At 70.8% G+C, this 14,740-nt stretch carries 14 protein-coding genes; 11 read left to right on the top strand and 3 right to left on the bottom strand.

Features of this window, described 5'->3' with window-relative positions; genetic code table 11:
* Positions 1-10 precede the first annotated feature (10 nt).
* Genes HYN04_RS10415 through HYN04_RS10425 form a run of 3 tightly spaced genes read left to right on the top strand, consistent with a single transcriptional unit; the run spans position 11 to position 2,904 of the window.
* A complete protein-coding gene (locus HYN04_RS10415) occupies positions 11-871 on the top strand; it encodes a hypothetical protein (protein WP_110450698.1) in 861 nt (286 codons plus the stop codon).
* 45 nt (positions 872-916) lie between these two features.
* Positions 917-1,690, top strand: a complete 774-nt coding sequence (gene ppk2, locus HYN04_RS10420; RefSeq protein ID WP_110450699.1) for a polyphosphate kinase 2 — start codon at positions 917-919, stop codon at positions 1,688-1,690.
* Positions 1,687-2,904 carry a winged helix-turn-helix domain-containing protein gene (locus HYN04_RS10425; RefSeq protein WP_110450700.1) on the top strand — a complete coding sequence of 406 codons (1,218 nt, stop codon included), beginning with the start codon at positions 1,687-1,689 and terminating at the stop codon, positions 2,902-2,904. The genes ppk2 and HYN04_RS10425 overlap by 4 nt, the downstream gene beginning before the upstream one ends.
* Before the next feature lie 69 nt (positions 2,905-2,973).
* On the opposite strand, the gene HYN04_RS10430 is transcribed toward HYN04_RS10425, so the two are convergent.
* Both HYN04_RS10430 and HYN04_RS10435 read right to left on the bottom strand, forming a co-directional pair.
* The gene (locus tag HYN04_RS10430) at positions 2,974-3,783 is read right to left on the bottom strand and encodes a class I SAM-dependent methyltransferase (RefSeq protein WP_110450701.1); all 810 of its coding nucleotides are present in this window, start codon (positions 3,781-3,783) and stop codon (positions 2,974-2,976) included.
* Between the two features lie 59 nt (positions 3,784-3,842).
* Positions 3,843-5,633 carry an ABC transporter ATP-binding protein gene (locus HYN04_RS10435; RefSeq protein ID WP_110450702.1) on the bottom strand — a complete coding sequence of 597 codons (1,791 nt, stop codon included), beginning with the start codon at positions 5,631-5,633 and terminating at the stop codon, positions 3,843-3,845.
* 265 nt (positions 5,634-5,898) lie between these two features.
* Between HYN04_RS10435 and ubiA the strand changes: the two genes are divergently transcribed.
* From ubiA to ggt, 7 genes are all read left to right on the top strand, one after another.
* Positions 5,899-6,855, top strand: coding sequence for a 4-hydroxybenzoate octaprenyltransferase (gene ubiA, locus HYN04_RS10440; protein WP_110450703.1), 957 nt, complete (start codon positions 5,899-5,901; stop codon positions 6,853-6,855).
* 49 nt (positions 6,856-6,904) lie between these two features.
* The gene (locus HYN04_RS10445) at positions 6,905-8,140 is read left to right on the top strand and encodes a cytochrome P450 (protein WP_110450704.1); all 1,236 of its coding nucleotides are present in this window, start codon (positions 6,905-6,907) and stop codon (positions 8,138-8,140) included.
* A gap of 80 nt (positions 8,141-8,220) precedes the next feature.
* Positions 8,221-8,895, top strand: a complete 675-nt coding sequence (locus HYN04_RS10450; RefSeq protein ID WP_110450705.1) for a YiaD family glycine zipper/OmpA-like lipoprotein — start codon at positions 8,221-8,223, stop codon at positions 8,893-8,895.
* A gap of 16 nt (positions 8,896-8,911) precedes the next feature.
* Complete coding sequence (locus HYN04_RS10455; RefSeq protein WP_110450706.1) at positions 8,912-9,865, top strand: fatty acid desaturase family protein; 954 nt, start codon at positions 8,912-8,914, stop codon at positions 9,863-9,865.
* Positions 9,862-10,527 carry a class I SAM-dependent methyltransferase gene (locus HYN04_RS10460; RefSeq protein WP_110450707.1) on the top strand — a complete coding sequence of 222 codons (666 nt, stop codon included), beginning with the start codon at positions 9,862-9,864 and terminating at the stop codon, positions 10,525-10,527. The genes HYN04_RS10455 and HYN04_RS10460 overlap by 4 nt, the downstream gene beginning before the upstream one ends.
* A gap of 42 nt (positions 10,528-10,569) precedes the next feature.
* Entirely contained in the window at positions 10,570-11,967 is a 1,398-nt protein-coding gene (locus HYN04_RS10465) for a S1C family serine protease (RefSeq protein ID WP_110450708.1), read from the top strand.
* Between the two features lie 54 nt (positions 11,968-12,021).
* Positions 12,022-13,788 carry a gamma-glutamyltransferase gene (gene ggt, locus HYN04_RS10470; protein WP_110450709.1) on the top strand — a complete coding sequence of 589 codons (1,767 nt, stop codon included), beginning with the start codon at positions 12,022-12,024 and terminating at the stop codon, positions 13,786-13,788.
* A 146-nt stretch (positions 13,789-13,934) separates the two neighbouring features.
* Here ggt and HYN04_RS10475 read toward each other — a convergent pair whose 3' ends face one another.
* On the bottom strand, positions 13,935-14,180 hold the full coding sequence (locus HYN04_RS10475; protein WP_110450710.1) for a hypothetical protein: 246 nt from the start codon (positions 14,178-14,180) through the stop codon (positions 13,935-13,937).
* Positions 14,181-14,291: 111 nt separating this feature from the next.
* On the opposite strand from HYN04_RS10475, the gene HYN04_RS10480 reads away from it, so the two are divergent.
* Positions 14,292-14,693 carry an MAPEG family protein gene (locus HYN04_RS10480; protein ID WP_110450711.1) on the top strand — a complete coding sequence of 134 codons (402 nt, stop codon included), beginning with the start codon at positions 14,292-14,294 and terminating at the stop codon, positions 14,691-14,693.
* Positions 14,694-14,740: the final 47 nt, after the last annotated feature.

A 14,740-nucleotide genomic window follows, 5' to 3' on the forward strand; every position in this document is an offset into this window, starting at 1 on the left:
GCCCCCACCCATGAGCCGGCTGAAGCCTCTTCTCATCGCCCTTTTCCTGCTCGGGACCACGGGATGCGCGAGCTTGTGGAACCCCCGCGAAACCAGCTCCTGTCCCGCCGCCCCGCGCGAGACCCTGAACACCCCCGGCTGCGTCAAGGCCATGGCGGCCCTGGGTTACGAATACGGTGTGCTCGCGGCCCTGGCCTACGAACCGCAGGCCTCGCCCGACCTGGCGCCCCCTGCGGGCGTGGTCGAGGCCGAGTCCTGCACAGAGATCGCGTGCGATGGCGCCAAGGGCTACCAGTACCGGGTCTTTCACCGTGTCCGCGACGGGCAGGTCGCTGAGAAGATCATCGCCTTCCGGGGTACGGACGGAAGGGGGGACTGGTCCACCAACCTCTTCGGCAGGAAGGACCAGAACCGCGCTGCGCTCGCCACCTTCCTCAGGGTGCGCGGGGACGGAACGATTCCTGTTTCCGTGACAGGTGACTCCCTGGGCGGCGCCCTCGCGATCCAGGTGTCCATGTGTCACCCTGTGCATCTGAGGGTCGCCCTGGACGCTTCACCGCGGTTCTACAAGAGCCTGTGCCCGGGGGGCCGCGCGCTTCCGCCGCCTGCCGACGCCGATACGAAGCTTCTCCTCTTTTCGGAGACTGGCGAAATCCTGAGCCCGACACGATGGCTGGGCCGTAATCCCGACCAGTTGGCCACCCGGGTCGACTGTATCGTCGGCGAGAACACGATCTCGCAGCACGACGTTCGCCGGCTGGCCGCCTGCATGATCCACCGCGCGGTGGAGGGCGGTTCAGAGGATGCCCGTCGATACAGGGACGCGAACCGCAGGGCCTTCGACCGCTACCTTCCCGATCCGCAGGGCTGACGGCACGTCTGGACGAGGCCTCCGCCTCCCGACTAGGTTCGGCGAATGAGCGACAAGATCTCTTCCGACGACGCCTACGAGGCGGACCTCCAGCGCCTCCAGCTGGCCCTCGTCCGCTACCAGCAGCACGCGATCGCCGCCGGCGACAAGGTGCTGATCATCTTCGAGGGCCGCGACGCGGCGGGCAAGGACGGCTCGATCCAGAGGATCACCGAGCACCTGTCCACCCGGGCGACCCGGGTCATCGCCCCGCCCAAGCCCTCGGACCGCGAGAAGACCCAGTGGTTCTTCCAGCGCTATGTCCCCTGGCTTCCGGCGGCGGGCGAGACCGTCATCTTCAACCGCTCCTGGTACAACCGGGGCGGGGTGGAGCCGGTCATGGGCTTCTGCACCGAGGACGAACACGAGCACTTCCTGCGCGAGGTTCCCGCCTTCGAAGGCATGCTGGTCGACAGCGGCGTCCGCCTGGTCAAGCTCTGGCTGGACGTCAGCCGCAAGGAGCAGAAGAAGCGGCTCGAGGAGCGCCGGACCGATCCCCTCAAGGCCCTCAAGACCAGCCCCCTGGACGAGGCCGCCCAGTCCCGGTTCGACGCCTACTCCGACGCCCGGGACGGCATGCTGAGGCGGACCCATTCGGACAAGTCGCCCTGGACCTGTGTCCGCTCCGACCAGAAGAAGCCCGCCCGGCTGGACATCCTTCGCCACCTGGTCCGCGCCCTGGCGCCGGAAGAGATCGCCCGCGAGATCGAGGCGCCGGACCCCGCCATCCTCTTCCCGTTTGAGCTGGGCGCCCTGTCGGACGGCCGCCTGGCCCGGTGAAGGCCGACCTATCCGCCCGGGACGCCCGCCGGCTGGCCCTGGCGGCGCAGGGCTTCAGCAAGGCGCCGCCGGCCGCACCGGGACGGGCCGACCTGCTCAGGATCGTGGGCCGGCTTGGCGTGGTGCAGATGGACTCCGTCAACGTCCTGGCCAGGTCGCACTACCTGCCATTTCATTCCCGCCTCGGCGCCTATCCCCGCGAGGCCCTCGAGGACCTGGCCTGGGGCGGCCGACCCGGCCTCTTCGAGTACTGGATGCACGAGGCCTCCCTGGCCTCGCTGGAGATCCAGCCCCTTCTGAGGTGGCGCATGGAGGACGCCGAGGCCGGGGTCGGCGTCTGGCGGGGCGTGGCGGCCTTCCTGCGCAGCCACGGCGACTTCATCGACCGGGTCCTGGCGGAGATCCGCGACCGAGGGCCCCTGTCATCGGCTGAACTCGGCCTCGGGGCCCCGGGCGCCGGCGGCTGGTGGGGATGGAGCGAGGGCAAGCGGGCCCTGGAGTGCCTGTTCTGGACGGGCCGCCTGACCACCGCCGCCCGCCGGGGCGCCTTCGAGCGCGTCTATGGCCTGCCGGAACAGGTCCACCCGCCCGGCGTCCTGGCGGCGCCGACGCCGGACCGGGGCGAGGCCCAGAGGGCGCTCCTGCGGATTGCCGCCCGGGCCCAGGGCGTGGCGACCGAAGCGGACCTGCGGGACTATTTCCGGATGCCGGCGGCCGACGCCCGGCTGCGGGTGGCGGAACTGGTGGAGGCCGGCGACCTGACCCCCGTGCGCGTCGAGGGCTGGCGGGGCCAAGCCTACCTGTCGCCCGAAGCCGCGGCTCCCCGCAAGGTAAGGGCGGAAGCCCTGCTCAGTCCCTTCGACAACCTCATCTGGTTTCGGGACCGGGCCGAACGGCTCTTCGACGTGCGGATCCGGCTGGAAATCTACACTCCCGCCCCGCGCCGGGTGCACGGGTACTACGTCCTGCCCTTCCTCGAGGGCGAGGCGATCACCGCACGGGTCGACCTCAAGGCGGACAGGAAGGGCGGGCGGCTCCTCGTGCAGGCGGCCCATGCCGAGCCGGCGGCCGGCCCCGGAACCCCGGAAGCCCTGGCGCGGAACCTGCGGCGCATGGCCGGCTGGCTTGGGTTGGGCTCGGTGGCCGTCGCGCCGAGGGGCGACTTTGCTCCGCGCCTCGCGGCCGAGTTCGACCGCGACGACGCCGCCGCCTAGTCCGCGGCCTCAGCGACGCCTTCCCAGACCCATTCCGGCCCGTGGGCGAGGAATGACCGGGTCCGGAGCCTAGCCCTTCGCCTTCGGGACCATCACCAGCCAGGGGGTCGGCGCGGCGCGGAACTCCCAGACGGCGAGCAGCTGGTCCAGGTGGCTGCGGTTGCGCAGGAGCTCAGGCAGGGCCGCGGTCTTGGGGCCCGGATTCACCACGGTGATGCAGTGGGAGGCCGCGAAACGGGCGCGGACCCGGTCCATCACCCCCGGGCGATAGACATCGTGAGTCTCGACGATCAGCCGCATTCCGGCCAGGGCCGGGGCGAGGTCCGGCCGGAGCAGGTCGTCCTCAGCGCCCTCGATGTCGACGATGACCAGGCACCGCTGACCGGCGAACTGCTGGAAATCCTCCGGATGGAAGAGGCCCCCGATGCGGATGCGGGCCTCCACCCCGTTCAGCCCGGCCATCCGCCGGCAGGCCGCCTGAGCGGTCTCCGAGGTGTCATGGGCATGGACCACCGCACCGGGCGCCAGCCGAGCCAGGCCCGCGGCGTAGTAGCCTTCGGCGCAGCCGATATCGAGGATGACCTCGGGGTCCGCCGCCAGGGCCTCGGCCAGGTGGGGATGAAGCTCGTCCTCGTAGGTCCCGATCAGGCGGGGGGCCAGGGCGCCCTCGGTGGCGTCTTCCACATAGGCCATGCCCGCGAAGGGGCCGCCCAGGACCCTGCCGCCGTTCTGCTCCCTCAGCGCCCGGGCGATCATGCGCGAGCGCCAGATAGCCAGGACCCGCAGGCCAAGCGCCGCCCCCTCCGGCGTGGACAGGCCGCCCGGCGCATCCAGCCGGGCGCGGAACCACTCCCGGACGGTCTCAAGGTAACTGGCCATCAGGACTCCGGCGCTGCGCCCGCACTGTGCCTGCCGGGCGGGGCGGGCTCAAGCGGTCCTCAGGCGGCGCCCAGTGTCACGGCGTGGAGGCGGGCGTAGGCGCCGCCGCGCCGGACCAGCTCGTCATGGCCACCCTCCTCCAGGATGCGGCCGTCCTCGAAGACGAGGATGCGGTCGGCATTGCGGACGGTGGAGAGCCGGTGAGCGATGATGACCGTGGTCCGCCCCTCCATCAGGGCCTCCATGGCGGCCTGGACCTCGCGCTCGGTCTCCACGTCGAGAGAGGAGGTCGCCTCGTCGAGGACCAGGATCGGCGCATCCGCCAGGAAGGCCCGGGCGATGGCCACCCGCTGGCGCTCGCCCCCGGACAGCTTGACCCCCCGCTCGCCCACCAGTGTGGCGTAGCCGCCGGGCAGGCGGGCGATGAAGTCATGGGCGCGGGCCCGGCGCGCAGCCATTTCAATCGCCTCCGGGGTGGCGTCAGGCCGGCCGTAGGCGATGTTCTCGGCGATGCTCCGGTGGAACAGGGCCGGGTCCTGGGGCACCACGGCGATGGCCCGCCGCAGGCTCGCCTGGGTCACCGCAGCCACGTCCTGGCCGTCGACCCGGATCGCGCCGGAATCCACGTCATAGAGCCGCTGGATCAGCTTGACGAAGGTCGACTTGCCAGAGCCGGTAGGGCCCACCAGGGCCACGCGCTCGCCAGGCCGGATCTGCAGGGTGAAGTCGTTGAACAGGCGACGCCCCGACTTGGCGTAGCCAAAGCCCGCCCGGTCGAAGACGATCTCGCCCGGGCCCGGCGCGAAGGGCCGGGCGTCCGGCCGGTCCGGCACCTGCGGCCCGGTGCGCATGTAGCGGGCCAGGTCCTCGGCGTCGTCCAGGCCCTTCTGCAGCATGCGGATGTTGTCGCCCAGGTTCCGCAGGTAGCCGCTCATCAGCATGAAGGCCGTCACCCCGAAGACCACGTCTCCTGGGGTGGCGCGACCCTGGGTCCAGAGGTGGATGAGCAGGCCCGTCAGGCCGGCCTGGAGGAAGGCCAGCAGGAGGTTCTGCACCAGCCAGATATCGGTGAAGCTGTACCAGGTGCGGATCACGGCGTCGCGCCAGAGGGAAGTCACGCCGGCGATCCGGGCCTCCTCCCGCGCCTCGGCGCCGAAGCTGCGCACCGCGGCGTTACCCGAGATGGAGTCGGCCAGGGCGCCGCCGATCCGGGTGTCCAGCGCCACCGAGCGCTGGTTGAGGGGCCGGGCGAAACGCGAGATCAGGAACAGGTTGGTGGCGATGAACAGGCCGACGGCGAACAGCGAGAACAGGCCGACCATGGGCCAGCGCAGGATCATCATCACCGACAGGCCGACCAGCACCAGCAGGGCTGGGCCAATCCACATGACCACGGCGTCGGAGACCTGGTCGTAGGCCCACATGGCCCGGCTCAGCTTGCGCACGGTGGCGCCCGCGAAGGCGTCGGCGTGCCAGTCGGCGGAGTAGGCCTGGACCCGCGCAAACCCGGCGTCGGTCATCTCCTTCATGTTGAAGGCCGCCAGTTGGCACCAGGGCTTGTCGCGGATGTTGCGGACGATGGCCAGGGCCACGCCCAGCCCGATGAAGATCGCCCACCAGCGCCAGGCGTCAGGCGCCAGGACGGGCCCCTGGGTCAGGGTGTCCACCATCCGTCCCGCCGCCCAGGGCATGGCCATGTCTAGGCCGATGGAGACCAGGCAGAAGGTCACGACCCAGGACAGTCGCCAGGGACGCCGGAGCCAGAAGCTGGCGATGAAGCCCAGCACCTGGAGGTTGCTCAGGGCGCGCTCGCGGGGCCCCTCGTCCTCATCTTCGTAATGTTCGGTCATGTCTGCAGCAGGGTTGGCCCAGCCGCGTTCAGGGGCGGGGCGAAGTCAGGAAGGTATCCGGTGAAGGTCGGTCTGGACGGGGCGTCAGCCCCGAAGTCGATCCGCCTTGCGAAGGGCGCCGCCGAAAAACTCCATCATTCCGGCCCCCCTTTCCTGTCGCTGAGAGCAGGTTGGTGATGCCCCTGCGGAAACCCGGGGTCAACCCGGGCACAGGCGGTCCTTTTCGACTGATGCGGCCCGGTCACAGTCTGGTAGAAGCGCGGGCATGCCTGAGACGCCGCAGTCCGAAATCCTTCCCGACGCCCGTCCCGACAACTGGGTCGACCGGTTCGCCCCGGAGGGACTGAGACCCTGGCTGAAGCTGGGTCGTTTCGACCGTCCGGTGGGGATCTGGCTGCTCATGCTGCCGGGCTGGCAGGGCGCCGCCCTCGCAGCCTCGATGTCCGGTCGTTGGCCCGATCTCGTCCTCATGGCCAAGATCTTCCTGGGGGCCGCCCTCATGCGCGCCGCCGGATGCGCGTACAATGACATCCTCGACCGGGACCTGGACGCCAAGGTCGCCCGCACCGCCGGCCGGCCTGTCGCATCGGGCCGGATCTCCGTCCGACAGGCCTGGGCCTTCCTCGTCGCCTGCAGCCTGGGCGGGGCGGCCATCCTCTTCACCCTGCCGCCCCTGGCCATCGCCCTGGGGATCGCCTCCCTCGTCCTGGTGGCGGCCTACCCCTTCATGAAGCGGATCACCTGGTGGCCGCAGGCCTGGCTGGGACTCACCTTCAACTGGGGCGCCCTGCTGGGATTTGCAGCGGCGACGGGCGAGCTCGGGATTACCGCCATCCTGCTCTACCTCGGCGGGGTCTTCTGGACCCTGGGCTATGACACCCTCTACGCGGTGCAGGACATGGAGGACGACGCCCTGGCTGGCATCAAGTCCTCGGCCCGCCGCCTCGGCCCCTCCGCCCCGAGGGCGGTGCTGGGCTTCTACGCCCTGGCCTTCCTGTTCGCCCTGTCCTGCGCCTTCGCGGCCCGGCTTGGGCCCCTCTTCCTGCCTCTCGCCGCCGGCTATGGCCTGCACCTGTCGCGCCAGGCCGCACGGCTGGACATGGACGACCCCAGGGGCGCACTCGCCCTGTTCCGCTCCAACGCCCTGGCCGGCCTGATCCTCTTCGCCGCCATCGTTGCAGGGCGCTTTGGACAGGGGCTCTGGGGCGGCGGGGGCTTGTAGAGCGGCCGGCCGCACCCGATAGTCTGTAGCATCCGCCAGGGAGGATGACATGGCCGACGACGCCCTTCCGACGATCCTGCAGCTGACGCCGCTCGACGAGGACTACCGCCGCGACCCGGCGACGGTCCTGGCGAAGCTGCGCAGCGCCTGCCCCGTCCACCATGACGCCTTCAGCGGGGCCACCTTCGTATCCCGCTATTCCGACGTCCGGGGGGTGGCGACTGACCTGACCCTCTGGCGGGACCCATTGCTCGCCGACCCGGAGAGCCGGCGCCTGCAGCGCTTCGATCCGCCGGACCCCAGCCTGCCGCGCAGCGAGACTTCGTCCATCCTGACTCTCGACGACCCGGACCACGCCCGGATCCGCGGCCCCCTGTCCCGCGCCCTCTACGCCCGGGTCGCCCGTTTCCGGCCCGAGGTCGAGCGGATCGTCGACGAGGCCCTCGACCGGATCGGGACCCAGGCCGAGGTCGACCTGATGGACCTGTTCTGCGTGCCGATCCCCATCGACGTGATCGCGTCGATCCTGGGCGTGCCGCACGACCAGCTGGAAGCCTTCCGGGACTGGTCCGAGGGCCTGATCCAGGGACTGAACCCGTTCCGGAACGCCGAGCAGACCGCCCACATGGAGCGGTCCAGCCTGGCCCTGACCGCCTACTTCACCGAGGCCCTCGCCGACCGGCGCGCCCATCCCCGCGACGACCTGATCTCGGACATGGTCCGCCTGCAGGGCGAGGGCGCGCCCCTCAGCGACACCGAGCTGCGCATTAACCTCACGGCCCTTCTCGTGGGCGGCAACCTCACCACCACAGACCTGATCGGCAACGGCGCCCGGCTCCTGATGCTGAACCCGTCCGAGAAGGCCAAGCTGATGGCCGACCCGGGCCTGGCCTCCGCCCTGGTCGAGGAGGTGCTCCGCTTTGACCCGCCCGTCGACGCGACCTCCAGGATCGCCTCCCGGGACCTGGAGATCAGCGGCTGCCCGATCGCCAAGACACGCAGCGTCAACCTGCTGCTGAGAGGCGCCAACCGCGATCCCGAGGCCTTCGAGAACCCCGATGTCTTCGACATCACCCGCAAGAAGGTCCCGCACATGTCGTTTGGCGGCGGCGCCCACATCTGCATTGGCGCGCCCCTGGCCCGGCTGGAGGCCCAGGTCGCCCTGCCGCGCCTGTTCGGCCGCTATCCGGGTCTCGCCCTGGCCGATCCCGAGGCCGAGCCCGCCTGGCGCAAGCTGCCCTTCTTCAGGGGCCTGGAAACCCTCACGGTCCGGACCGGAGCCTGATTCCGGCTGTAAACCTCTGGAAGGAAGGGCTCAATCCGGTTACCGGACGCCCCTGAGTAACACGCAAAAGGAGAATACCCATGCGTAAGGTCCTCGCTCTCGCGGCCTGCCTCCTTGGAGCCGCCGCCCTCACCGCCTGCACCACGGTCGACGCCACCACCGGCGAGACCGTCAAGAGCAACACCAAGACCGGCGCCCTGACCGGAGCCCTCGCCGGCGCCGCCCTCGGCTACCTGACCAACACCAACAACAGCGACCAGGGACGCAAGAACGCCCTGATCGGCGCCGGCATAGGCGCCCTCACGGGCTCGGCCGTCGGCAACTACATGGACAAGCAGCAGGCCGAGCTGCGCCGCGAACTCGCCGGCACCGGCGTCAACGTCGAGCGGCAGGGCGAGAACATCGTCCTCCAGATGCCCGGCGACGTGACCTTCGACACCAACCGGTCCGAGATCAAGCCGCAGTTCTACACCGTGCTGAACGATGTCGCGGGCACCCTGAACAAGTACCCACAGACCACGGTCGACGTGATCGGCCACGCCGACTCCACCGGCTCCGCCGAGCTGAACCAGGGCCTGTCCGAGCGCCGGGCCGGCTCGGTGGCGGAATACCTCGTCACCGCCGGCGGCGTGATGCGCGAGCGCCTGGCGGTCGCCGGCAAGGGCTCTACCGCCCCGATCGCCGACAATTCGACCCCGGACGGCCGGGCCAAGAACCGCCGCGTCGAGATCGTCCTGAAGCCGATCACCAGCTGATCCGGAACGGCGAACCGTGCCCGCCGCCGCCCGCGTAGATCCCAAGGCCTACTTCAGTCCAGCGGAGTGGGCGCCCCTCGCCCGACGCTCGCGCTGGAAGGGACTTGCCCTCCTCGCCCACGCCTGGGGTGTGATCTTCGCGGCGGCGGCCATGGCTGTTGTCTGGCCCCTGACCCTGCCCCTCGCCGTCGTCATCATCGGCGGGCGGCAGCTGGGCCTCTCGATCCTGATGCATGACGCCGCCCACGGCGCCCTGCACCCAAGCCCGAAGATCAATGACCTGGCGGGCGAATGGCTCACCGGCGGAGGCCTCCTTCGCTACAGGGCCTACCACCTGGGGCACCACAAGTTCGCCCAGCAGGACGAGGACCCGGACATTGGCCTGTCCGCGCCCTTTCCCATCACCCGCACCTCCCTGAGGCGAAAGCTGCTCCGGGACCTGACCGGTCAGACCTTCTTCAAGCAGAGGTTCGGCGACCTGGCCCGGCGGCTGAAGGCCCGCAAGCCCGGCCAGCCGCTTCTGCCCATCCTCGCCGAAGAGGTGCGCCGCAAGCGCCGCTGGCTGCTGGGCGGCGTGGTCATCACCCTCATCGGCGGGGTGTTTGGCGTCTGGTGGGCCTGGCCCGTCTTCTGGGTCCTGCCCCAGGCGACCTGGTTCCCGGTCATCACCCGCCTGCGCAACATCGCCGAGCACGCCTGCATCCCCGGGGGCGAACCGGACCCCCTGCGGCAGGCCCGCACCACCCATGCGGGATGGATCGCCCGCGCCCTGCTCGCGCCCTACTGGGTGAACTATCACTGCGAGCACCACATGTTCATGCACCTGCCCTGCTACAACCTGCCCAAGGCGCACCGCCTGCTGGCCGGCAAGGGCGTGCTGGCCGAAATGCTCCATGAGCCGGGGGGCTATCGCGTGATCCTGGCCCGCGCCGCCTCACGGCCAGACGTCGCCGCCGCGGCGGCGGGATGATCGGCGCCGATCCGGAGAGCCGCCGGAGCTTCATCCTGGCGCACACCCGGCTCCAGTTCCCGCCGCATACGCCGGAGCTGGCCCTGCACCTGGCGGACGAGATCACGCCGATCTGGCGGATGACCGAGGAAGCCCTCGAGGAGATCGGCCTGCCGCCGCCCTTCTGGGCGTTCGCCTGGGCCGGCGGTCAGGCCCTGGCCCGCTACATCCTCGACGCCCCGGAGACGGTCGCCGGCCTGCGGGTCCTGGATTTCGCCTCCGGGTCGGGCATCGTCGCCATCGCCGCCGCACGGGCCGGGGCCCGGCATGTCCTCGCGGCGGATATCGACGGCTTCTGCGGCGCCGCCCTGGCCCTGAACGCCGAGGCCAATGGCGTCGCCGTCGATTTCACCGACCAAGACCTCCTCGATCAGCCGCCGCCTGAGGCCGACGTCATCCTGGCGGGAGACATCTGCTACGAGAAACCGCTCGCCGAGCGGGTCATGGCCTGGCTGGACGCGGGCCGGTCCCGGGGCGCGCGGGTGCTGATCGGCGATCCAGGCCGGTCCTATTTTCCCCGGGAGGGGCTGGTGCGCCTGGCGGAGTACCAGGTGCCCACCACCCGCGAGCTCGAGGACATGGAGGTCAAGCGTACGGCGGTGTGGACATTCCCCTCGCCCTGATCTAGCGTGAACATAAAAGGAACAGAGGAAGGATCCGCCCCCATGAACCTCCAACTCCGGATCCCGGACGTGCGCTGGGGGCGGCGCACCCGGGCCGCGCCTCCACCCTGGCCTGCACGCTGGCCTGCGATCCAGTTCCTCGCCGTCATGTTCGCCGCCGCAGCGGCCTTGCCGGCCATGGCCGCTGAACCCCCTCAACTGTCCGTCTTCAGCAAGCCTGCGCCGCCCCCCGTTGTCGACCGGCCCCTCGAGAAGGACCGCACGAGCCAGACCCTGGGCCTCGCCCGCATCGCCTCGTCGATCCGGCATGGCGCGCCCTACGCCCTGGTGCTGTGGGGCAAGAAGTGCGCGCCCGACAACCTGGCCTCCTGGGATCAAGCCAACGACGGATTCGAGAAGAGCGAGGTGGACGAGCGCATCTTCCACGAGACCCTGACAGGGCTGGGCTTCCGCGTGGCCGGAGACCCGACGGACCTTTTCCGGGACGCCGAGGCTCCCGAGGGCGACCTCCAGGTCGGGGCCCTCATCACCGACTACACGGCGTCGATCTGCGGCGGCTTCATGCCCGGCGAGCAGAAACTGGAACTCGACACCGCCATCGGCACGGGGGTCGCGCAGATGACCGTCGAATGGCAGATCCACGCTCCCGCCCTGTCGAAGACCATCGCCCGGATCCGCACCACGGTGCGCGTCGAGACCCCCAGCCCGATCATCAACGCCCCGGAGGCCCTCTACCAGGCCCTCATGCGGGACAGCCTGCGCGCCCTCGCCGCCGACGAGACCTTCCGGACGGCGGCGGTGACGCCGATCCGGGCGCCGTCAGGACTGGTGGAGCCCCCCGCGACAGCCCCCCTCCGCCTCCCGGCGGCCCGGACGCCGGCGAACGTGCCCGACGCCCACCGGGCGGTGGCGGCGGTGCTCACGGGCGCCAGCCTGGGTACCGCCTTCCTCGTCTCGGACCAGGGCTACCTCCTCACCAACCGGCACGTGGTCGGGTCCACCCGGATGATCAAGCTGAGGTGGTCGGACGGTTCCGAAAGCGTCGGCGAGGTGGTGCGCTCGGACGCGGGACGCGACGTCGCCCTGATCCGGACCGACCCCCGCGCCGGACCCGCTTTCCGGCTGAGGACCGAGCCCGTCCGCCAGGGCGAGACGGTCTATGCCCTTGGCACGCCCATGGAGACGCGCCTGCAGGGCACCCTGACCCGGGGCGTCATCTCCGCCAGCCGTAGCCTGGCAGGATACCGTTTCATCCAGAGCGATGCGGCCGTGAACCCCGGGAACAGCGGCGGACCCCTTCTGGATGAGACTGGCCGGGTGGTGGGCATGACGGTCTCCCGCTACGCCTCCGCCCCCGAGGATGGGATCCAGGGATTGAACTTCTTCATTCCCATAGAAGACGCCCTCAGGTTTCTGGCGCTCACCCTCGAGCCGCGCTAGTCCTCGGCGATGTTGCGGGGCCTGACGCCCCTGCGCCGCGCTGGAGGGCGAAACATGCTGCGCCGGACCTTTCTCGCCACTCTTCCCGCCCTGGCCGCGGCCGGCGGCGCCGCTGCCCAGAGCCGGGAGGCCAATCCCAACCGCAATCGCCCGGATGTTGGCCCCGGCGACCGGATCGACGGCGCCACCTTCGCCAGCCGGAGCGCGGCCTGGGGCGTCCGCGGCGCAGCCGCCACAGCCCATCCCCTCGCGACGCAGACCGCCATCGACATCCTTCGCAAGGGTGGCTCGGCGGTGGACGCCGCCATCGCCGCAAACGCCGTCCTGGGCTTTGTCGAGCCCATCGCCTGCGGGATCGGCGGCGACACCTTCGCCATGCTGTGGGATCCGCGGACCCGCCGGGTGGAGGGGCTGAACGGCTCGGGCCGAAGCCCCAGGGGACTTAAGCTCGAAACGGTCCGGGCCCGGTCGCGGAACGGCCTCATCCCCTCCTTCGGCGCCATCTCGGTCAGCGTCCCCGGCGCGGTGGACGCCTGGTGGACCCTGCACCAGCGCTACGGCAAGCTGCCCTGGAAGGACCTCCTGGCGCCCGCCGCCGCCCTGGCCCGCGAGGGCGCCCCGGTCAGCCAGAATGTCGCCTACTACCTCGCCCGGTCGCTGCGCGGCTTCACCCGGCCCGGCGCCGGGATCGAGGAGGTCGAGAACTTCCGCCGCACCTGGGCGCCAGGCGGCCGAACCCCCGTCGAAGGCGAGGTCTTCGCCAATCCCGACCTCGCCCGCACCTACGACCTGATCGCCGCGGGCGGGCGGGACGCCTTCTACCAGGGCGAGATCGCCGAGCGGATCGAGCGCTACTTCAAGCGTATCGGCGGCTGGATGACCCGGGCCGACCTGGCGGCCCACCGCAGCCGCTGGGACCCGCCGCAGAAGACGACCTACCGGGGGGTGGAGGTCTATGGGCTGTCCCCCAACAGCCAGGGCCTGGCCACCCTGCAGATGCTCAACATCCTCGAGACCTTCGATGTCGCCGGCATGGGCTTCCAGTCCGCCGCCGCCATCCACCACGGCGTCGAGGCCAAGCGCCTCGCCTTCGAGGACCGGGCCCGTTTTTACGCCGATCCGGATTTCGCCCGGATCCCCACGGAATGGCTCCTGTCCCGGGACTACGCCGCGCAGAGGGCGCGACTGATCCGCCCTGACGCCATCCTGTCCGACCTCCGGCCCGGCCAGGCGCCCTCGCGCGGGGACACCACCTATTTCTGCACCGCAGACGCCGACGGGATGATGGTTTCCTTCATCCAGTCGAACTATCGCGGCATGGGTTCGGGCCTTGCGGCGGATGGCCTGGGCTTCATGTTCCAGAACCGGGGCGAACTGTTCGCGCTGCAGGACGGACACCCCAACCTCTACGCCCCTGGCAAGCGGCCCTTCCAGACCATCATCCCCGGCTTCGCCGTCAGGGAGGGCGAGCCCTGGCTGGCCTTCGGCGTGATGGGCGGCGACATGCAGCCCCAGGGACAGAGCCAGATCTTGTCCAACATGATCGACTTCGGCCTCGGCGTTCAGGAGGCTGGAGACTCGCCGCGCTGGCATCATGAGGGCTCGCCCGAACCCACTGGCGAGCCGGCCCGGCCCGGGGCGGGCCTCCTGAGACTCGAGAACGGGGTGCCGAGGGCGACCCGGGCGGCGCTGGCCGCCCTCGGCTGGCCGATCGGGGAGAGCGACGGCGGTTTCGGCGGCTACCAGGCCATCCAGCGCTGGCCCGGCCGCTACGCCGCCGCCACCGAGATGCGCAAGGACGGCGTCGCCCTCGCCTGGTGACGAGGTCGACCCAGACCCCCGCCGCCGCGCTAGGCCCGCCACCTCCCCCTGGGGGAGGAGTAGGCGCTCAATTGCTTCCCCAAGGGCGAGCTCCGGCCGAAGGCCGGTGAGGGGGTCAACGGCGACGGCGAGGTTCAGCGTGAAGGCTAGAATTCGTCTTCCATCAGTGAGCGGAACTGCTCAAAGATTTCCGCCGCCCGGGCCTCGCCCGTAGGCGCAGGGGCTGGCTCGCCTCCGTCCGGCGCGCCCGCCTGGGTCTCCGAAGCCGCGGCGCCTTCCAGCCGACCCACCACGAGCCCGTTCTGGACAAGGGTCAGCGTCTCACCGGCCTCCAGGCTGGCGAGGATTTGGGCGACCCGGGGCGGAAGGTCGTCGAGGTCGATCTGCTTCATCGCGGGTCACTTTAATGCCGCCGGTGAGGGCGGCAAGCCGGCAGGCTCAGGCATGGACGCGGAGGCCGGAAAGGGCGACACTCCCCTCCCGAGTTCCCGGAGGCCATGCCCATGGACCCGATCCCCGCCGGCCACGCCCTGGCCCTCTGGGCCGCCCTGCACATCCTCCTCCTGCTCGGCCTGTCCCTGCTGGTGGTGCGCCAGAGGCGACGGCACGCCGTGGCCCTGGGCGACGGCGGGGTGCCTGAATTGGCCTGCGCCATCCGCGCCTTCGGGAACGCCACGGAGTACATCCCCATGGGCCTGGTGGGCCTCGCCGCCCTCACCCTGGCCGGCGCCCCGCCCCTGGCCGTACATCCGGCCGGGCTGGTCCTGTTCGGCGGACGCCTGGCGCACGCCATCGGCCTGTCCCGGTCCGGAGAGGCCTCACCCCTCCGCGCCGGCGGGGTGGCCGCCACCTGGGGCGCCTACATCTACCTCGCGGTCGCCCTGCTCTTCTACGCCCTGCCCTGAAGCGTCCCGGCCCGGTCCCCCGGCCCGCCGCGGCTTGCCGGGGCGAC

Source organism: Phenylobacterium parvum (assembly GCF_003150835.1).
In the GTDB taxonomy this organism is placed as follows: Bacteria; Pseudomonadota; Alphaproteobacteria; order Caulobacterales; family Caulobacteraceae; genus Phenylobacterium; species Phenylobacterium parvum.